The 19513-nt window shown below is 41.5% G+C and carries 15 protein-coding genes; 11 read left to right on the forward strand and 4 right to left on the reverse strand.

The features are described 5' to 3' along the window. Nucleotides 1–9: 9 nt before the first annotated feature. The 8 genes from WAA86_RS11630 (at nt 10) to WAA86_RS11665 (ending at nt 12814) form a co-directional block, all read left to right on the forward strand. The gene (locus WAA86_RS11630; RefSeq protein WP_337301181.1) at nt 10–1890 is read left to right on the forward strand and encodes an ABC-F family ATP-binding cassette domain-containing protein; all 1881 of its coding nucleotides are present in this window, start codon (nt 10–12) and stop codon (nt 1888–1890) included. An 18-nt stretch (nt 1891–1908) separates the two neighbouring features. Next, complete coding sequence (locus WAA86_RS11635; RefSeq protein WP_337301182.1) at nt 1909–2415, forward strand: hypothetical protein; 507 nt, start codon at nt 1909–1911, stop codon at nt 2413–2415. A 201-nt stretch (nt 2416–2616) separates the two neighbouring features. Further along, entirely contained in the window at nt 2617–3192 is a 576-nt protein-coding gene (locus WAA86_RS11640) for a cob(I)yrinic acid a,c-diamide adenosyltransferase (protein ID WP_337301183.1), read from the forward strand. Between the two features lie 135 nt (nt 3193–3327). Further along, entirely contained in the window at nt 3328–3552 is a 225-nt protein-coding gene (locus WAA86_RS11645) for a DUF2795 domain-containing protein (protein WP_013551418.1), read from the forward strand. A gap of 190 nt (nt 3553–3742) precedes the next feature. Further along, complete coding sequence (gene secA, locus WAA86_RS11650; RefSeq protein WP_337301184.1) at nt 3743–7105, forward strand: preprotein translocase subunit SecA; 3363 nt, start codon at nt 3743–3745, stop codon at nt 7103–7105. Nucleotides 7106–7323: 218 nt separating this feature from the next. Continuing rightward, nucleotides 7324–8541, forward strand: a complete 1218-nt coding sequence (locus WAA86_RS11655) for a sensor histidine kinase (protein ID WP_337301185.1) — start codon at nt 7324–7326, stop codon at nt 8539–8541. A gap of 171 nt (nt 8542–8712) precedes the next feature. Continuing rightward, entirely contained in the window at nt 8713–11229 is a 2517-nt protein-coding gene (locus WAA86_RS11660; RefSeq protein ID WP_337301186.1) for a M14 metallopeptidase family protein, read from the forward strand. Nucleotides 11230–11242: 13 nt separating this feature from the next. Then, nucleotides 11243–12814, forward strand: coding sequence for an amidohydrolase family protein (locus tag WAA86_RS11665; RefSeq protein ID WP_337301187.1), 1572 nt, complete (start codon nt 11243–11245; stop codon nt 12812–12814). Here WAA86_RS11665 and WAA86_RS11670 read toward each other — a convergent pair. The 4 genes from WAA86_RS11670 to WAA86_RS11685 form a co-directional block, all read right to left on the reverse strand. After that, the gene (locus WAA86_RS11670) at nt 12811–13059 is read right to left on the reverse strand and encodes a hypothetical protein (RefSeq protein ID WP_337301188.1); all 249 of its coding nucleotides are present in this window, start codon (nt 13057–13059) and stop codon (nt 12811–12813) included. The two genes, WAA86_RS11665 and WAA86_RS11670, sit on opposite strands and share 4 nt — an antisense overlap. A gap of 478 nt (nt 13060–13537) precedes the next feature. After that, entirely contained in the window at nt 13538–13777 is a 240-nt protein-coding gene (locus WAA86_RS11675; RefSeq protein ID WP_337301189.1) for a hypothetical protein, read from the reverse strand. Nucleotides 13778–13958: 181 nt separating this feature from the next. Continuing rightward, nucleotides 13959–14645 carry a peptidoglycan DD-metalloendopeptidase family protein gene (locus tag WAA86_RS11680; RefSeq protein ID WP_337301190.1) on the reverse strand — a complete coding sequence of 229 codons (687 nt, stop codon included), beginning with the start codon at nt 14643–14645 and terminating at the stop codon, nt 13959–13961. Between the two features lie 15 nt (nt 14646–14660). Further along, complete coding sequence (locus WAA86_RS11685) at nt 14661–16760, reverse strand: M28 family peptidase (protein ID WP_337301191.1); 2100 nt, start codon at nt 16758–16760, stop codon at nt 14661–14663. A 206-nt stretch (nt 16761–16966) separates the two neighbouring features. Here WAA86_RS11685 and msrA point away from each other — a divergent pair, with 206 nt between their 5' ends. The 3 genes from msrA to WAA86_RS11700 all read left to right on the forward strand — a co-directional run bounded on the left by msrA (nt 16967) and on the right by WAA86_RS11700 (nt 19472). Next, entirely contained in the window at nt 16967–17632 is a 666-nt protein-coding gene (gene msrA, locus WAA86_RS11690; RefSeq protein WP_337301192.1) for a peptide-methionine (S)-S-oxide reductase MsrA, read from the forward strand. A 45-nt stretch (nt 17633–17677) separates the two neighbouring features. Beyond that, entirely contained in the window at nt 17678–18412 is a 735-nt protein-coding gene (locus tag WAA86_RS11695) for a sugar-binding protein (protein WP_337301193.1), read from the forward strand. Nucleotides 18413–18566: 154 nt separating this feature from the next. Continuing rightward, entirely contained in the window at nt 18567–19472 is a 906-nt protein-coding gene (locus tag WAA86_RS11700) for an aldose epimerase family protein (RefSeq protein ID WP_337301194.1), read from the forward strand. Nucleotides 19473–19513 lie beyond the last annotated feature (41 nt).

The following is a 19513-nucleotide window of genomic DNA, read 5'->3' on the forward strand; positions in this document are numbered from 1 at the left end:
AATAAATTCATGAACCTACTTACTGTAGAAAACATTTCCAAGTCCTATGGCGAACTTGTCCTATTCAAGGACCTATCTTTTGGCATCAACAAAGACCAGAAGATCGCTTTAATTGCCAAGAACGGTAGCGGAAAGACATCCATACTAAATATTCTTGCAGGATTGGACACTCCCGATACAGGACAGGTGAATTACAGAAAAGGAATTCGTGTCTCCTATCTTTCCCAAGAGCCCGATTTAAATCCGGAGCTGACCATTGAAGAAACCATTTTTGCTTCGGACAATGAAATTCTTACCGTTATTGCCCAATACGAAAAAGCCCTGGAAAATCCGGAAGATGCCGAATTTTACCAAAAGGCATTTGAGGCCATGGAACGTAACAGTGCTTGGGATTTTGAGACCCAATACAAACAAATCCTTTCCAAGCTCAGGTTTGAGGACCTTAATCTTAAGGTAGGTGTTCTTTCCGGTGGACAAAAAAAGCGATTGGCCCTGGCCAATGCCCTGATCAACAAACCCGATCTGCTCATACTGGATGAACCTACCAACCATTTGGACCTAGAGATGATCGAATGGCTGGAAGCGTATTTCGCCAAGGAAAATATCACCCTGTTCATGGTGACCCACGACCGGTTCTTTTTGGAGCGTGTCTGTAATGAAATTATTGAATTGGACAATGGACAACTATATTCCTACAAAGGCAACTATTCCTACTATTTGGAGAAAAAGGAAGCCAGACTGGAGCAGGAGGCCGTGGAACACCACAAATCCAAAATACTGTACAATCAGGAATTGACCTGGATGCGCAGACAACCCAAGGCTAGGACCACCAAATCGAAATCGAGAATAGACGATTTCCAAGCCATCAAAGAAAAGGCCAGCCAAAGAAGAAAGGAACACCATGTAGAATTGGAACTTAATATGGAACGTCTTGGCAGCAAGATCATGGAACTACATAAAATTTCCAAGGCCTATCCTGGAAAACCTATCCTTGACAAATTTGAATACAACTTTCTGAAAGGGGAACGCATTGGTATCATTGGAAAAAATGGTACGGGAAAATCTACCTTTCTCAATATATTGACTGGGGAAGACAAGCCCGATAGCGGAAAAGTTGTCGTAGGTGAAACCATTAAATTTGGTTACTATACCCAAAAGGGAATTGCGATTAAGGAGGGGCAGAAAGTAATTGATGTCATTCGTGAATTTGGAGATTATATCCCCTTAAAAAAAGGACGACAGATATCTGCACAACAATTATTGGAACGCTTTCTTTTCGACAGAAAGAAACAATATGATTTCGTGGACAAGTTAAGCGGTGGCGAGAGAAAAAGGTTATACCTGTGTACCGTACTGATACAAAATCCCAACTTTTTGATCCTTGATGAACCTACCAATGATCTGGACATTGTAACCTTGAATGTACTGGAGAGTTTTCTTTTGGATTTTCCCGGCTGTCTGATCGTAGTATCCCACGACCGTTATTTCATGGACAAGATCGTGGACCATCTTTTTGTTTTCAGGGGCAATGCCGAAATTGAAGATTTCCCCGGCAATTACTCTGATTTCAGAGCCTATGAAGATAGCGCCGTTGCTGATTACAGGGCTGAAAAGGAAAAAAGCACCGAAGCAAAACCCGTTAAAAACACTTGGAAAAACGAAGGCAAAACGGTCAAGCTTTCCTATAACGACCAAAAGGAGTACAATAATTTAGAAAAGACCATACAACGTCTCGAGGAAAAGAAAGTAACACTGCAAAATCAATTTGCAGACCCTTCCCTTGAAGGTACGGAAATTGATAAATTATCCTTGGAATTAAAGGAAGTAGAAGAAGAAATAGAAGCCAAAACAGAACGTTGGTTTGAACTTTCCGCCCTTATGGAAGGATAATCCTCAAAGCCAACGCCCATGTTCCATAGACTGCTATCTTATTTAAAGTTTTTATGGCATTCCAAAAATGAGCACGGGGTGCACTCCCCTTTCATATTTAAATATGTTACCCAATGTCTTTACCGTAAAAATAAATTTGCGGATGACAAGGTAGAGAATATTGTACTCAAGAGTTTAGACTATTTCCAATGTGGGAGCATAACCGTTGTTCCTGCAGAACACCCATTGGCCCTCAACTTAAAAAAAGTTAGACCCCATATCCATATGGCGGATAATTCATCAGAATTGATTTTTATTTCAGACTGTGATGATAGCATGGTTGAAACGTACCTATTAAAAAACAAAAATATAGGCAACAACACGATCGGCATACTTAAGGGCATCTACAAAAACAAGGAGAATACCCAACTCTGGGACCAAATAAAGACCTCGGACAGGGTCAGGGTTACGGTAGACTTGTATTATTGTGCGGTAATTTTCTTTAGAAGGGAACAAGTGGAGGAACATTTTAAGATACGGATTTAATCCTGTAATTTTAGGGTGCCTAAACTAGCGTCATGAATTATACCATTTATATATTGTTGGCCGTTTTCGGGTTAATATTTGTCATTAATCTAATAATTACCCGCAAAAGGATCAATAAAAGAAAGTCCAGAAAATTTATGGATCGTTCCGATGAGGATCAAAAAAAATAAGCTTTTTCAATAACAGCATTAAATACCATACATGAAAATATATACCAAAACAGGAGATAAGGGCACCACGGCACTGTTCGGAGGAAAAAGGGTATCCAAACACCATATCCGAATAGATAGCTACGGCACTATAGATGAGCTAAACTCTTGGTTGGGGTTGATAAGAGACCAAAATATAGACGAGCATTCAAAAAATACACTGATACTGATTCAGAACAAGCTTTTCACGATAGGTGCAATTTTGGCCACGGATCCTGAAAAAGCCGTTCAAAAAAACGGCAAGGAACTATTGAACATTGTTAAGATCACCGATGATGATATTTCCTATTTGGAAAAAGAAATGGACTGTATGGACGCAGCCCTACCGGCTATGACGCATTTCATTCTCCCCGGCGGACACACCACTGTATCCTATTGCCATATTGCTAGGACCGTTTGCAGAAGGGCAGAACGATTGGCAACCCTTTTAATGGAAAACGAGCCCTTTGACAACCACGTACTGTCATACATCAACAGACTATCTGATTACCTCTTTGTTCTGGCCAGAAAGTTGTCACAGGATTTGGGTGCCGAAGAAATAAAATGGGTATCGGAGAAAAAAAACTAATAAATTCCATTTTTTTGCGTTAGTAAAGTATTGAATATAAATGATTGTTAATAAAATTGCCGAAATAAATCGAAAAAAACTTGACTATGTCAATTTAAAAATTATTTTTGCAAAAAATTAAATAATACTATTGCGATGTATTGGACATTAGAATTGGCTTCATATTTAAGTGATGCTCCTTGGCCAGCCACCAAAGACGAGTTGATTGATTATGCAATTAGAACAGGTGCTCCTTTGGAAGTGGTTGAAAATCTTCAATCTATGGAAGAAGAAGGCGGAGAAATCTATGAATCTATCGAGGAAATTTGGCCAGACTATCCCACTGAAGAAGATTACCTCTGGAATGAGGACGAATATTAGATAAAAATTAACGGAATTACATTAAAAAAGTCTCTCATGAGGCTTTTTTTTTATGTAATTTTGACGGTACCAATATGGTTTCTGACCAATCATAAAATTGAACAAATCAACCCCTAAGAAAAGATAGAGAACAGAAACTGGCTACTGTATGCGTACAGCGGTCCTTGTTTCATTTAAAATATATTGAGTTATGAGTTTTTTAAACGCTGTTCTAAAGGCATTTGTTGGCGATAAGGCCAAAAAAGATGTAAAGGAACTACAGCCTATCATAGACAAGATCAAATCCTATGAAAAGGCACTGGAAGGATTGAGCAATGATGAGCTAAGACAAAAGACAATCACCTTCAAAAACAAGATCCAACAAGACTGCAAAGGCTTGAACGATCAGATCGACGTTCTGCTAAAAGAAGTAAAGGCATCTGCTGATATCGATAAGAATGAGGATATCTATGCAGAAATAGACAAGTTGAAGGAAGAGGTCTATAAAATCTCTGAAAACACCTTGAACGAGATTCTTCCCGAAGCTTTTGCCGTGGTCAAAGAAACTGCAAAACGCTTTGCGAACAATACCACACTACAGGTTACGGCCACAGAATTTGATAGGGAACTATCCGGCACCAAAGACTACGTGACCTTGGAAGGCGAACAAGCCATCTGGAAAAACTCATGGGATGCTGCTGGAAAACAGGTTACCTGGGACATGGTACATTACGATGTACAATTAATTGGTGGTATTGCCTTACACCAAGGAAAAATTGCTGAAATGCAGACCGGAGAAGGTAAAACGTTGGTGGCCACATTGCCCGTGTATCTGAATGCCCTAACCGGTAAAGGGGTACATTTGGTTACGGTAAACGACTACCTAGCCAAAAGGGATAGCGCATGGATGGCACCAATCTTCCAGTTCCACGGACTTACCATTGATTGTATCGATAAGCACCAACCGAACTCAGACGGCAGAAGGGCGGCCTATAACGCAGATATTACCTACGGGACCAATAACGAGTTCGGATTTGACTACCTAAGGGACAATATGGCGCATACCCCTGGTGATCTGGTACAGAGACCTCACAATTACGCGATTGTGGATGAGGTGGATTCCGTATTGGTAGATGATGCCCGTACCCCGCTCATCATATCGGGACCGGTTCCTGAAGGGGACCGTCACGAATTCAACGAGCTGAAGCCGAAGGTTGCAGATATCGTACACACGCAAAGACAATACCTGACCGGTGTTCTGGCAGAAGCCAAAAAATTGATATCGGAAGGTGATACCAAAGAAGGCGGATTCCTTTTGCTCCGCGTACAAAGGGGATTACCAAAGAACAAAGCACTCATTAAGTTTTTAAGTGAGGACGGTGTTAAACAACTGCTCCAAAAGACAGAAAACTATTATATGCAGGACAATAACAGGGAAATGCCCAAAATAGATGAGGAGCTCCTGTTTGTTATTGATGAAAAGAACAACCAGATCGAACTTACCGACAAAGGGGTAACTTATATCTCCGGTGACCAAAACAAAGATTTCTTCGTGATGCCCGATATAGGGAACGAAATTGCAAAGATCGAAAACCAAAATCTGGATATAGAAGAGGAGGCCGATCTTAAAGAGGAACTTTTCAAGGATTTTGCCATTAAAAGTGAGCGTATCCATACCCTGAACCAATTGTTGAAAGCCTATACCCTTTTCGAAAAAGATGTGGAGTATGTGGTCATGGACAACAAAGTGATGATCGTTGATGAGCAGACCGGTCGTATCATGGACGGTCGTAGGTACTCGGATGGTCTGCACCAAGCCATTGAAGCCAAGGAAAATGTAAAAATCGAAGCGATGACACAGACCTTCGCCACGGTTACTTTGCAGAATTACTTTAGGATGTACCAGAAATTGGCAGGGATGACCGGTACCGCAATTACAGAGGCTGGGGAGTTTTGGGAAATATACAAGTTGGACGTAATGGAGATCCCTACCAATAGACCAATTGCCAGGGACGACAGACACGACTTGATCTATAAGACCAAAAGGGAAAAATACAATGCCATTATTGAGGAAGTCACCAAACTTTCCCAATCAGGAAGGCCGGTACTGATAGGTACAACTTCGGTAGAAATTTCAGAATTGCTATCCAGAATGTTGACCATCAGAAAAGTACCGCACAACGTACTGAACGCCAAACTTCACAAAAAGGAGGCCGATATTGTTGCCGAAGCAGGTAATGCCGGGGTTGTGACCATTGCGACCAACATGGCGGGTCGTGGTACGGATATTAAATTGAGCAGTGAGGTAAAAAAAGCCGGTGGTTTGGCCATCGTAGGAACAGAAAGACATGACTCCAGACGTGTTGACCGCCAGTTGAGAGGTAGGTCTGGTCGTCAGGGAGATCCGGGAAGCTCCCAATTCTATGTTTCGTTGGAAGATAACCTTATGCGACTTTTTGGTTCTGATAGGGTAGCCAAAATGATGGATAGAATGGGCTTGGAAGAAGGAGAGGTCATCCAACATTCCATGATGACAAAATCCATTGAAAGGGCACAAAAGAAAGTTGAGGAAAACAACTTTGGGGTCCGTAAACGTCTTTTGGAATATGATGATGTGATGAACGCCCAACGTGAGGTGGTCTACAAAAGAAGAAAACACGCCCTGCAGGGAGAAAGACTACAGGTAGATATTGCCAATATGATCTATGATACCTGTGAGGTTATCGTGGAATCGAATAAAATGGCCAGTGATTACAAGAACTTTGAATTCGAATTGATCAAATATTTCTCGATCACCTCCCCTATTACGGAAGCAGAATTTTCAAAAATGCCCGTACAGGAAGCGGCAGGTAAAATTTATAAGACAGCATACGACCATTATAAGGCCAAAATGGAACGCAGTGCAACCACTGCCTTTCAGGTAATCAAGAAGGTCTATGAGGACAATACCAATAAATTTGAGCGGATCGTAGTTCCCTTTACGGATGGTATCAAATCACTCAATGTGGTTACCAACCTAAAAGAGGCCTATGAAAGTAATGGAAAACAATTGGTAACAGATTTTGAAAAGAATATTACCCTTGCCATTATAGATGATGCCTGGAAGACCCATTTGCGCAAAATGGACGAATTGAAACAATCCGTTCAATTGGCGGTCCATGAGCAGAAAGATCCTTTATTGATCTATAAATTTGAGGCTTTTGAATTATTCAAGGGAATGATCGAAAAGGTGAACAAAGAAGTTGTTTCCTTTCTCTTTAAGGGAGAGTTGCCTTCCGAGAACACCAATCAGATCCAAGAGGCAAGAACGGTCAAAAAGCCGAAGGAAAACTTACAGACCACTAAGGAAGAAATTCCCAACAGTGACGAGTTGGCAGCCCAAAACAGAGCTGTTGGCCAAAATCAAGGAGGAAGGCCCCAGGTTACAGAAACCATTGTAAGGGAGCAAGCCAAAATTGGGCGTAACGATCGTGTCACCATTAAAAATATTATGTCGGGTGAAAGCAAAAGCTTAAAATATAAGCAAGCGGAGCCCCTTATAGAAAAAGGTGAATGGGTACTTACCGAGAAGTAGTTCTATAAACTATTTTCTATCATTTCTTTTTTATAGAAAAAAAAAGATGCCATAAGGCGAAATTAAAAGAAACGGCAACCAAAAAAAGGTTGCCGTTTTTGATTTTATCCAAAAACATATTTAGCTTTACCAATTATCAGAGATGCACTCTTTGAAGCCTTTACTAATTCTAAACGTTTTTTTTATTTCCAGATGTTTAAGGATTAAAAAACCAAGCTATGATAAAGCCAACCAAAGACTATAATCGATTAAGGGATAAAATAAAACTGACACATAGGGTTAACTACCTTTCCTCTGCCTTGATGCTCATATTTTATCCAATATCCCTATTCTTATTGGACATTGGCCAACCTATTCCTTATGTATTCCTTTCCTTTGGGCTTTTGAACCTTATAAATACGTTGGTATTCAAATTCCATGACAACCTTATTCTTACCTATAATATAACCTCCGTACTGGCTACCATTGGAACTGTTGTTGTCACCATTTATAGTGGCGGCATCAATAGCCCTTTTATTTTTGTACTGGGTATCATAGTGTTTGCTGCCTATGCCACTACCAGACAATATGGTAAAGTTTACCTCTATTTTAATTTGAGCCTTGTCATATTGATCTATGTATTGGGTTCATCACAGTATGCCATTACAGAAAATGTAGTTCCCTTGGTCAATAGGGATCTGTTTGCTTTATTCTGTGTCTTATTTTCTGTATACATGATCGGAGGAGTATTTGGCAAGTTCCTTTTGAAGGCACACCACCGGTTATATAAATCCAAGCGTGAAATTGAAGACCGTATCTCAGAAAAAGAAACACTTTTAAGGGAGGTACACCACCGTGTGAAGAACAACCTTCAAACGGTATCCAGTCTGTTGAGCCTTCAATCTAGAAGTATTGAGGACGAAGAAATAAAAAGTCTTATCAAGAGCAGTCAAAACAGGGTCATCTCCATGGCCATGGTCCATGAAATGCTCTATATGAGGGACGATTATTTATCCAAGATTGAATATAAGACCTACGTACATGAATTGAGCCAGTATTTGGTCCGATCTGTAAAGGGGAACAAAAACAACGTAAAGCTCAATATTGATATTCCAGATATCAAATTAGGCATAGACACTGCCATCCCATTGGGCCTACTGATCAATGAGGCCATTACCAACGCCTTAAAATACGGTATCAAGGACGATACCGAAGGAACTATACATATAGAACTGAAACAGGAGGACGAGAAAGGGTTTATTTTGAATATTGGGGACAATGGAGATGGCTTTCCAGAAACCGTTACACCTCAGACCTCAAAATCCCTCGGTCTTAAATTGATCCACAATTTGGCGAGGCAGTTGAAGGGCTCCATCACCAAAGACCTGTCTCTAAAAGGGACCAATTACATTATCAGGTTCCAAGAGGTGACCCAGGAATTTAATTCAGTGGCCTAAAATAATGGTTTTCTTATTGTAAATAATACTAGGGCAAATTTTCGATTGCCTCAATTTTTACCGCCTATATTTTTAATAGCTTAATACCCGTCACCTAAGAGCGCCAAAGAAAGAGGGTTTAGGAATATTATTCCTATATTTAAAACGACTAATTCTAAAACCATCTTACCAATGTCAAAAAAACTACTCGTTTTGGCACTGCTTTGTAGCACCACCATTTTTGCCCAAGACTATTTCCTTAAAAATTACGAGCCCTTTAATAAAGATATTCCCTCACCAGAGGAATTTTTGGAATACGGCATAGGGGAACACCATACCAGGCACGACCTGATCGTTGCTTATTTGGAAAAATTGGCAGCCGTATCCGATAGGGCCACCATTCATCAGTACGGTAAAACCCATGAGGGAAGAAAGTTGGTGATTCTCACCATCAGTACCCCAGAAAATTTATCCAATTTGGAAGGTTTTAAACAACAACATTTGGCCTTCACAAATCCAGAAAAAAACGTGACCAATTACAATGAGGTACCAATTTTCATCAATTTGGCATATAATGTGCACGGTAACGAGCCTTCCAGTTCCGAGGCGGCCCTTCTATCGGCTTATACTTTTGTAGCCTCTGAAAATCCGGAGATCTTGAATTACATTGAAAACGCTGTCATTTTTATAGACCCGACCATTAATCCAGATGGGCGCGACCGACATACCCAATGGGCCAATACTTATCAAGGAAACCCATTGGTGGCAGATCCACAGGATGCCGAACATAATGAATATTGGCCCATGGGAAGGACAAACCACTATTGGTTTGACCTCAACAGGGATTGGCTGTTGGCCATAAATCCAGAAAGTAGGGGGAAATTAAACTGGTATCACGAATGGTACCCCAATGTAGTCACCGATTTTCATGAAATGGGATCCCAAAGCACCTATTTTTTTGAACCTATGAAGGCCAATGGCGCATTGGACCCTATCATGCCCAAAGAAAACTATGAGGACCTCAACAATTTATTTGGAGATTACTTTGCCAAGGCATTGGACAACATTGGTTCTTTATATTTTACCAAAGAAGTATTTGACGGAACTTACCCAGGATACGGCTCCTCCTATCCCGATTTGCAAGGGGGATTGGGCCTATTGTTCGAGCAGGCCAGTTCCAGGGGACACAAGCAGACTACGGACTATGGGGAGATCACATTTCCTTTTACCATTAGGAACCAATTTACATCCAGTATTACAACCGTAAAGGCGGCCGTGGAAAACAAGGCCAAAATGCGAAAATATCAACAGGATTTTTTTAAAAGTGCATTAACCCGAGCCTCGAAAAGCAAAATAAAAGGCTATACTTTTGGCGACGACTACGATCAAAACAGGGTAAAAGCTTTTATTGATAAACTACTTTTACATCGCATCGAAGTCTACAAATCGGACAACGGGTCCTATGTGGTTCCAACAAAACAGCCACAATACAGAATGGTCCAAACCATGTTTGAGACCTATGACAAATACAGGGACAGCGTATATTATGATGCATCTGCCTGGTCCGTGGCCAATTTTTACAATATGAAGTACAAGGCAGTATCCAATGTAACCACTGGCGACCAGGTAAAGAGTACCGCCGATATCGTATCCGTTCCCAATTTCGAAAAATCGGATTATGCCTATATATTGGATTGGGACGACTACAATACCCCAGCTGCCCTATATCAATTACAAAAAGATGGCTTGGTCCTGTCCTCTTCTTCAAAACAATTCAGCAGTCAGACCAACAAGGGGGAAAAGAGATTTAATTATGGCGCCCTGGTCTTGCCGGTTAGCCTTCAAAAAAAATCCTCTGACGAAATTTACCAGGCCTTAAAAAAGGTACAGGACCAATTTCAGATACCCATTTATTCCATCAATACCGGATTGAACCTTAAAGGAGTTGATATCGGCAGCAGAAATATCAGTGCTGTTACCAAGCCAAAATTGGCCATGCTGATCGGAAACGGCGTTACTTCCTACGAAGCTGGGGAAGTATGGCACCTATTGGACACGAGGGTTGGAATGCCTATTACAAAAATACCCATGCGGAATTTTTCACGCTCCGATCTATCGGGCTATAATACCTTGGTCATGGTGTCGGGGAGATACGACCTTGATGAAAAGGAACGCAATAAAATAAAGGATTGGGTCAACAGTGGCAATACCCTGATCACTATTGGCACGGCCTCCAAGTGGGCCGTAGACAAAAAGTTGGTGGAAGAAAAACTGATCGAAGTTAAAAAGGATTCTACCAAGACGGTGGTAAGAAAACCTTATGTGGATGCCGATGAAAACAACGGCAAGGAGAGTTTGGGAGGTGCCATCTTCAAAGTAGATCTGGATGTAACGCATCCATTGGGATACGGATACCACGATGCTACCATTCCTGTCTACAAGAACAATACTGTATGGCTTGCACCGAGCAAGAATGAATACGCTACCGTAGCCAAGTACACCCAGGATCCGCATATAGATGGCTTTATCACCGATAAAAATCTGAACGAATTCTTAAAGCCTGCCGCCTCTCTTATTGTCAGCAAAATTGGTAAAGGTAGAGTGGTCCTATTTGCAGACAACCCCAATTTTAGGGGATCTTCGTATGGCACCAACAGATTGTTCTTAAATGCCTTGTTCCTTGGAGATAAAATAAATGTACCTGAATAATTTACAAACACCCATGAAAAATACTACCAACTATATCACCTGTCTGCTATTAGTATGCTCCTACCTTGTTTTCGGTCAAGATTCGAAGGGACAAGGGCCTTATTCCCAATTGATCATCCGTGGGGTTACCCTCATCAATGGTAATGGAGCACCACCACAGGGGCCCATTGACATCGTGGTGGAAAACAATATGATTACGAAAGTTCAGGTGGTGGGCTATCCAGGAGTACCCTTGGATAATTCCAAAAGACCCCAATTGAAGGCAGGAGGCAAGGAGCTCAACTGTGAGGGCATGTACCTGCTACCAGGTTTTATAGATATGCACGGGCATATAGGTGGAACTGCCCAGGGTGCAGATTACGATTATGTCTTTAAACTATGGATGGCCCATGGGATCACTACCGTCAGGGAACCCAGTGGCAGAGGGGTGGATTGGACGATGGATTTAAAGCGAAAAAGTGCCAAGAACGAGATCATTGCCCCGAGACTATTCGCCTATACCGGCTTTGGCCAGGGCAGTGAAGCACCCATCAGCACCCCGGAAATGGCCAGGGAATGGGTACGCAACAATGCCAAGAAAGGTGCGGATGGTATTAAATTTTTTGGTGCCTCCCCAGAAATTATGGCCGCAGCATTGGATGAGAACAAAAAATTGGGGCTTAGATCCGCCTGCCACCATGCACAATTGGATGTGGCCAGATGGAATGTCCTGAATTCCGCAAGGGCGGGACTTACCAGTATGGAACACTGGTACGGCTTGCCTGAGGCATTGTTTGAGGACAGAACGGTACAGCATTATCCTTTGGACTACAATTACCAAAATGAGCAAGATAGGTTTGAAGAGGCTGGAAAATTATGGCAGCAAGCCGCCAAACCCTATTCCGATCACTGGAACAAGGTGATGAATGAGCTCATAAGCTTAGATTTTACCTTGGACCCAACGTTCAATATCTATGAGGCCAGTAGGGACCTGCATAAAGCCCGACGAGCAGAATGGCACGAAGATTACACCTTGCCTTCCCTATGGGAGTTCTACCAGCCCAGTAAGGTGTCACATGGCTCCTATTGGCATGATTGGGGCACGGAACAAGAGGTGGCGTGGAAAGAGAACTACAGGCTATGGATGACCTTTGTCAACGAATACAAAAATAGAGGTGGAAGAGTCACTACCGGATCGGATTCTGGTTTTATCTTCCAATTATACGGCTTTGCCTATATCCGTGAAATGGAATTATTGAGGGAAGCCGGATTCCATCCCTTGGAAATTATCCGATCTGCCACCCTGAATGGTGCGGAAGCCTTGGGCATGTCCAATAAAATTGGTTCCGTAGAAGTTGGAAAATTGGCCGATTTTGTAGTGGTGGATGAAAATCCATTGAAGAACCTCAAGGTTTTGTACGGAACGGGGGCCATTAAACTGACCGATGACAATAAAGTAGAACGGGTTGGCGGGGTCACCTATACCATTAAAGACGGAATTGTTTATGATGCCAAACAATTATTAAGGGATGTAAAAGAAATGGTAAGATTGGCAAAAGAGAAAGAGAATTATAGCATTCAACAACCTGGCGTTACGAAGGATTAAGCCAATTTAGCCTTATCATTTTTGGTAGCAAAGGTCAAAGCCTTTAATACCCTAGCATTTTTGTTCTTGTACAAACGGGCAACATCATTTTGGATATCTGTATTAACCTCGTTGAACATGTCATTGTTGGTTGTGGATACGTTTTCCATTGTAACCGTTTCAACTTTAATATTGTCATTAGCGTCTTGTGCCTGGGCAGCAACTCCGATAAAAAGAACAAAGATTAAAGTTAAGATGGCTTTCATAATGGTAACGTTTTGTTATATAAATAGAACGCCCATAGTGTATTTCAACTCCTTGTAATTCGTCCAAGAACCCTTATTTTTCGGTATCTGGCAAAGGATGGGACAAAGTGCAAAAAAAGGTCGATAAACGGCAATGGCACAAAATATCGGATACCGATATTTTGTGCAGTTCATCGATACGGCATGTTCCGTATATGTTACTTCCTAAGGCTTTATGGGTTGTTTTACGAGGAACAGCTTCGATGAAAGGACCTAAAGCATCTTATCATCCTTCCTAAATCACCGAAGTATAACCTAAAGCGATAGCGGCCTTGATCAACATTCATTACCTTAAATGTTCTTCCCAGCAATGAGGGAATAGATATCTCTTACGTATTCCTAACCTTAATAGGTCTTAAGCGCCTTTTTTGAAGTTTAGGTGCGATAATGGAGAATATACAATACAATAAACCAGTACTCAGAATAATTTCAACCATGATTAGGCCAATTTAGCAGTGTTTCTTTTGGTAGTAAAGGTCAATGCCTTCAATACTCTTGCATTTTTGTTCTTGTACAAACGGGCAACCTCGTTACCGTTCGCTGTAGATACTTCTTTAAACTTATCAGAAGTAACAGTAGTAGTTTCAACATTCTCAGTTTTTACATCAGTAGTGGTTTCTTGCGCTTGGGCAACAACTCCGATAAAAAGGATAAAGACGAATGTTAAAATAGCTTTCATGACTTGGGTTTTGTTGTAGTAAAGGTACCCCCGCATGTAAGCTGTTTCCGACTAAACTCGCCCAAAAACCCTTATTTTTCGGTATCTGACAAAAGTTTGGTTGAAGTGCAAAAAAAATCCGATAAGTGAATTTCGCATAAAAAACACTTATCGGAATAATAGGCTGTTAATCGGTTCAAAACTAATCCACCTTCAACAAGAAATTGGGATTAGGACAATTGTTAGCGTAGTATTTCAGATCGTTTGCAGTAGAAACTCCCGGATAATCGCCGTAATACGAACCCATATCATCTATGATCTGGAAGTGCAGGTGTGGTGCATAGTTTACATTGATATCAGGTGTCCCCAAGCTCGCCATTATACTACCGGCCTGAAACTCCTTACCTACAAATAGATCATTCAGCGACGCTACGGACAAATGGCCGTAGAGTGTATGGAATACCATGCCTTCCAATTCATGCTCCAAAATAATGGTCGGACCATAATCCCCAGAAGTACTGTTGTTCTTAAAACTGTGTACCTTACCGGATAACGGGACCCGCACCCTGGTATCTGCCTGGGCCCAAAAATCCATTCCCAAGTGAATATTGCGCTTATCCCCTGCTCCCGCAAAATGACCGTTACCGGAGTACAGGTTTCTCTGCTCCAAATAACCGCCATAGGCAACCTTGGCGTTCTGGCGCTCCACAATGCCGTCAACATACTTTTGGCATCCTTCCACTTGGGTAATATCTATTTCCCCCAAAGCGGGGTTCTTGGTGGAGAGATCCAGAAGGGTATAGTGTTCCTTTGCAAATCCATCCAAAATAGGAATAAAATCGTTGCTATATTTTTGAAGAACCCTTTCCAAAGGTGTAGGTATCGTCATAAAGAGATTACTGGATTAATTATTTAAATCTGATATAATTGTGTTGATCTTACTGCTCAGGTCATCAATGGCCTTGCTGTATCGCAAATCCCATTCCTTTAGTCGATCTGATGATTTTAGGGCTATTTCGTATTCTATCCCTGGCAGCATCCAAGATGCATAACCACTGAAGGGATCCGTAGAGGCGTAGAGCGACTTGTACCAATCTCCGTAATACATCCCCTTGGAATCGATAAAGCTTTTTTCCAAAGCCAACATTTTTGTATTGATGGATTTGATCTCATTCTTGGATAGACTGTTGTTGTTCAATGCAGTGGCCAATCGTTCTTCAAATCTTGAGGCTACTGCTTCCAGTTCTACCAGGGAAGAATCCACCTGGCCAAACCCTTGGAACCCCTTATCAAAGGAACTGATATTCTTTGTTGCCTTGTCAAAATGAAGTTTAAGGTCCGTGGCGTATCTTTTTACATCATAAGGTATAATCTCTGCATTGGCCAATCTCAATGTCATTATTCCGACAAGCTGTTCTACCATTGGTCCCATTTTAAATGAAGAATCCACAAATTTCTCATAAAAACCAAAGCTATCGTAGTTGGTATGGTATTGTGTAGGCCCCGATGTACCTCCACTTAAAGACGGAACCCCTACATGCATGTAAAACCCGATATGATCAGAGCCACCGCCAAGATTACCGATTGAAGGTGATGCCTTATCCCCTTTCCAAACCTCATAGACCGTTTTGTCGGTCTCTGGATAATTCACTTCCTTGGAAGCGTCTACAAGCACCTTCTTTAATGTTGGGGATGCCGAGGCACCAAAATTCTTTCCGGATACTCCCCCATCAAAATTGAGATAGGCGACTGCTTTGGCATGGAGTTCATCCTTCATCTGCTCTACCCATTCGGCAGACCCTATAACCCCATGTTCCTCGGCATCCCAGTGTGCAATTAAAATGGAACGTTTTGGTCCTTTTCCTTCTTTGACCAATTTTCCCAAGGCCTCACTAAGACCCAACAACATAGCGGTACCACTGTTTGGATCTGTAGCACCAAATCCCCATGCGTCATAATGGCATCCAAGGATAATCCATTCATCGGGAAACGTGGTACCTTTAAAGGTACCCACAACATTATTTACCCTAACAAAATCTCTCTTTTGATCTACCATCAGTCGTACTTTTAGAGCACTCCCCCCGTCCAATCGATAGGTAAATGGGAGTCCGCCTTGCCAACCATCGGGCACTACCGTCCCCTGCATTAAGCCCAAGATCTTTTGCGCTGAGCCATACCCGATTGGGGTCACTGGAATAGTGGGCATATCGGTTTCCTTGGGATCCTTGCGCGTAATCTTTTTCTTTCCATCCATAGGAAGCGCAGGCTCATAGGGGGTCAACGGGTCTCCCGTAAAATCTTCGGTAAGGATAGATCCGCGCTGTATGGCACTTTCATTGGCATAGACACCTTCAGGATAAACCAGACCTTTTGTAAATCCGCTATCCGCAGGATCCGTATATATGATAAGTCCGGCAGCACCATGTTCCTCAGCAAATTTTGCCTTGTACCCCCTAAAGTTTTGACCATATCTGGCCATTACTATTTTACCTTTTACCTCGACCCCCAACTCCTTCAATTTTTCAAAGTCCTCCTTCGTTCCGTAATTGGCATATACCACTTCGGCAGTAACATCACCACTACCGGAGTAGGCATTCCATCCCTTCCATAGATCAGGATTAGAGGAAAAGGTATCCCCTTCCAATATAAATTCATGTTGATTAAGGGGTTCTCTAATTGGGGTCACTACTTCTATCAGGGAATTCCCAGGGTTTTTGGACATGTATACATCGTATGGATATAGATCTACCTTCATTCCCGCATTCTTCATTACATTCGCCATATAATCCCTTACCGCTTCATTGGCCTTACTACCCGCTACATGTGGTTCTTTTGTGAGAGTCTTTAAATGGACTTTGTATTGATCAACTTCCACTGCCTCCAAAAAATCCTGCTCCAATTGTTGTTCCTTGGAAAGTGATTCGGATAAAAAGCCATTTGTAGATTGTGCAGTGGCTATATAACCACAGGACAATAGGACAATGTGTACTAGTAATTTTCTCATATTTGGTTTTGTTTTTATTATAAATGGGTCCTACTATTATTGCGTCGGATATTTTTGACCCTTTCCATTCAAATATAAAGGGAAATCATGAAATCCTCTTAAAGTGCCTCCCGAAATATATGCGCCTTCAAAACTTTAAAACCTTTTAACATCATACTCCGTAAGTATTCGTAAATTAAGACAACTATATAATAAAAAAAGAAACCATGAAGATGTTCAAGATTGTATTGATCAGTGCCATTGCACTTTTTAGTACTAGTTGCCAATCCAAAAACAAAGATCAAAAACCACTTGATGATAAAGTGGCCTTCAGTGGCCAAGACCTTAAAGGGTTTGAAACCGCCTATTTTGCCAGTGGCTGCTTTTGGTGCGTTGAAGCCGTATTTGAAAGTGTAGCGGGTGTAAAGGAGGTTGTTTCAGGTTATGCCGGGGGAACAGAAATGAACCCCACCTATGAACAGGTTGCCATGGGGAACACTTCCCATGCAGAAGCCGTTGAAGTATATTACGACCCAAAAGTGGTTTCCTTTGCCACCTTGGTCAAGGTATTCTTTGGATCACAGGATCCTACAACCCTAAACAGACAAGGTCCTGACAGGGGCGCTCAATACAGATCTATAGCCTTCTACAAGAATGACGGGGAGAAAAAAATAATAACTGACCATATTGCCAAATTAACAAAGGACAAGGTATACAACAATCCCATTGTTACCGAGGTAACACCTTTTTCCAAGTTCTATGTTGCGGAAGATTACCATCAGGATTATGAAAGAAAACATCCCAACAATCCATATATACAGGGCGTTTCCATTCCAAGATTAAAAAGGTTCCAGAAAAAATTTCCCGAACTTTTAAAAACAGGTGCACATTGAAATAAGAATTTTACTACTTTACAGCGAAAATAGTATCTTCGATATATGAAAAAGCTGTTAGTATTATTTTTTTCCTCTTTTATGATCTTGAGCTGTTCTACAAAAAAGAAAGAGGACCATCAGATAATTGAAGTTAAAAAGGCCAGCAAAAGCCCTAATTTGGATGGCAAGGATATGGATGATTGCTGGAACAAAGCCGAATGGCTGGCTATGGACCAAAATTGGTTGGGCAATGCTTTTACCTACAAAGATTTTAGTGGCAGGTATAAATTGAGTTGGGATGAAAGCGCTTTATATATCCTTGCGGAAATTACGGACGATGTCCTATTTGACCAGCATGAGGATCCATTAAAATTATGGTGGGACGATGATTGTGTTGAAGTTTTTATAGATGAGGACAATTCAGGAGGTCCGCACCAATTCAGTCACAATGCCTTTGCCTATCACATTGCCTTGGACGGGAATGTGGTTGACCTGGCTCCCGATGAATCGCCGCGTCTCTATAATGATCACATAACCTCTGTAAGAACCACAACAGGCCATGTAAGTACTTGGGAAATTGCTGTTAAAATATTCGACGATACTTTTGTTGATGGACAAAACAACAGTCCGAAAAACTTGGAACTGAACAAAAAACTTGGTTTTGCAATTGCTTATTGCGATAATGATGGCAGTAAGGAACGCGAAAACTTCATAGGTTCCGTTTTTGTTCCCGGGGAGGATAAAAACAAAGGTTATGTAGATGCCAACATATTCGGAACTTTGGTGCTCCTGGAATAACCGGTTCTTGTAAATCCCATTTTCATACCCTCAGAATTATTTTTCCTGCGTCCCCATAAAAATCAATATATTTTCCTTTTATTGCAATGAACATATATTAGTCCAAGTCAATTGCCTTAAATATGGACCAAACCGCTATGATACTATTCTTTCCTTGAAACATTACACCATTAAAAACGATTTTATTTCCCTAACTATTTTGGAGTATGGGGCAACCATCCAAAAACTGTTGGTGAAAGATAAAAACGGCAAGCAGGTCAATGTAGTCGCCGGCCATGATCAACCAGAAGCGTATTTAGAAGACCATATTTCCTTAGGGGCATGTGTAGGCAGGTATGCGGGAAGAATTTCGAAAGGTGGTTTTAATTTGGAAGGAACTTTTTTTCCCCTTTACAATGAAAATGGAATTCACCTCCATGGGGGTGAAGAAGGTTTTGGACAAAAATATTGGACCCTAAAAGAACACCGTTCCGGTAAGCAACCATTTTTACAACTGGCATATGAAAGCGCCCATTTGGAGGAAGGGTACCCGGGCAACCTATCAGCTACCGTTACCTATACCTTGGTAGGTTCTACCCTTAAAATATTATTTGAGGCAACCACTGATAAAACTACAGTTGTAAACCTCACCAACCACGCTTACTACAGGTTGGACAACGAAGACTCCATCGAACATTATCAGTTGGAATTAAAGTGCAACAGTATTCTGGATGTAGATGGACAGTTGGTGCCTACTGGGCGTTTCAATGAGGTTTTGAATACCCAATATGACTTTTCAAAAAAGAAACAAATAGGAAAGGTCCATTTGGACACCCCCTTTACCTTTACCCCAAATTGCAAAAATGCGGCCCAGGTTTCTTCCAAGGTTTCAGGAATAATTATGAAGGTTACCACGGATCAACCTGCCATAGTCATCTATACGCCAACCTCTTTTCCCGCCATTTGTTTTGAAACACAAAATTATCCGGATGCACCCAACCATTCCCACTTTCCAACTTCGGTATTGAGGCCAGGAGAACTATATAGGAATGAATCTTCCTTTAGCTTCGAAACCCTATAAAAAAAATAGGCCTCCAATGCTAATTGAAGGCCTAATGGTAT

The sequence above is a fragment of the Sediminicola sp. 1XM1-17 genome (assembly GCF_037203765.1).
In the GTDB taxonomy this organism is placed as follows: Bacteria; Bacteroidota; Bacteroidia; order Flavobacteriales; family Flavobacteriaceae; genus Sediminicola.

Excerpts from the sequence above, each read along its gene's own strand:
- WAA86_RS11630 (WP_337301181.1), top strand. The coding sequence starts at position 10 with ATGAACCTACTTACTGTAGAAAACATTTCCAAGTCCTATGGCGAACTT.
- WAA86_RS11635 (WP_337301182.1), top strand. The coding sequence starts at position 1,909 with ATGTTCCATAGACTGCTATCTTATTTAAAGTTTTTATGGCATTCCAAA.
- WAA86_RS11640 (WP_337301183.1), top strand. The coding sequence starts at position 2,617 with ATGAAAATATATACCAAAACAGGAGATAAGGGCACCACGGCACTGTTC.
- WAA86_RS11645 (WP_013551418.1), top strand. The coding sequence starts at position 3,328 with ATGTATTGGACATTAGAATTGGCTTCATATTTAAGTGATGCTCCTTGG.
- secA (WP_337301184.1), top strand. The coding sequence starts at position 3,743 with ATGAGTTTTTTAAACGCTGTTCTAAAGGCATTTGTTGGCGATAAGGCC.
- WAA86_RS11655 (WP_337301185.1), top strand. The coding sequence starts at position 7,324 with ATGATAAAGCCAACCAAAGACTATAATCGATTAAGGGATAAAATAAAA.
- WAA86_RS11660 (WP_337301186.1), top strand. The coding sequence starts at position 8,713 with ATGTCAAAAAAACTACTCGTTTTGGCACTGCTTTGTAGCACCACCATT.
- WAA86_RS11665 (WP_337301187.1), top strand. The coding sequence starts at position 11,243 with ATGAAAAATACTACCAACTATATCACCTGTCTGCTATTAGTATGCTCC.
- WAA86_RS11670 (WP_337301188.1), bottom strand. The coding sequence starts at position 13,059 with ATGAAAGCCATCTTAACTTTAATCTTTGTTCTTTTTATCGGAGTTGCT.
- WAA86_RS11675 (WP_337301189.1), bottom strand. The coding sequence starts at position 13,777 with ATGAAAGCTATTTTAACATTCGTCTTTATCCTTTTTATCGGAGTTGTT.
- WAA86_RS11680 (WP_337301190.1), bottom strand. The coding sequence starts at position 14,645 with ATGACGATACCTACACCTTTGGAAAGGGTTCTTCAAAAATATAGCAAC.
- WAA86_RS11685 (WP_337301191.1), bottom strand. The coding sequence starts at position 16,760 with ATGAGAAAATTACTAGTACACATTGTCCTATTGTCCTGTGGTTATATA.
- msrA (WP_337301192.1), top strand. The coding sequence starts at position 16,967 with ATGAAGATGTTCAAGATTGTATTGATCAGTGCCATTGCACTTTTTAGT.
- WAA86_RS11695 (WP_337301193.1), top strand. The coding sequence starts at position 17,678 with ATGAAAAAGCTGTTAGTATTATTTTTTTCCTCTTTTATGATCTTGAGC.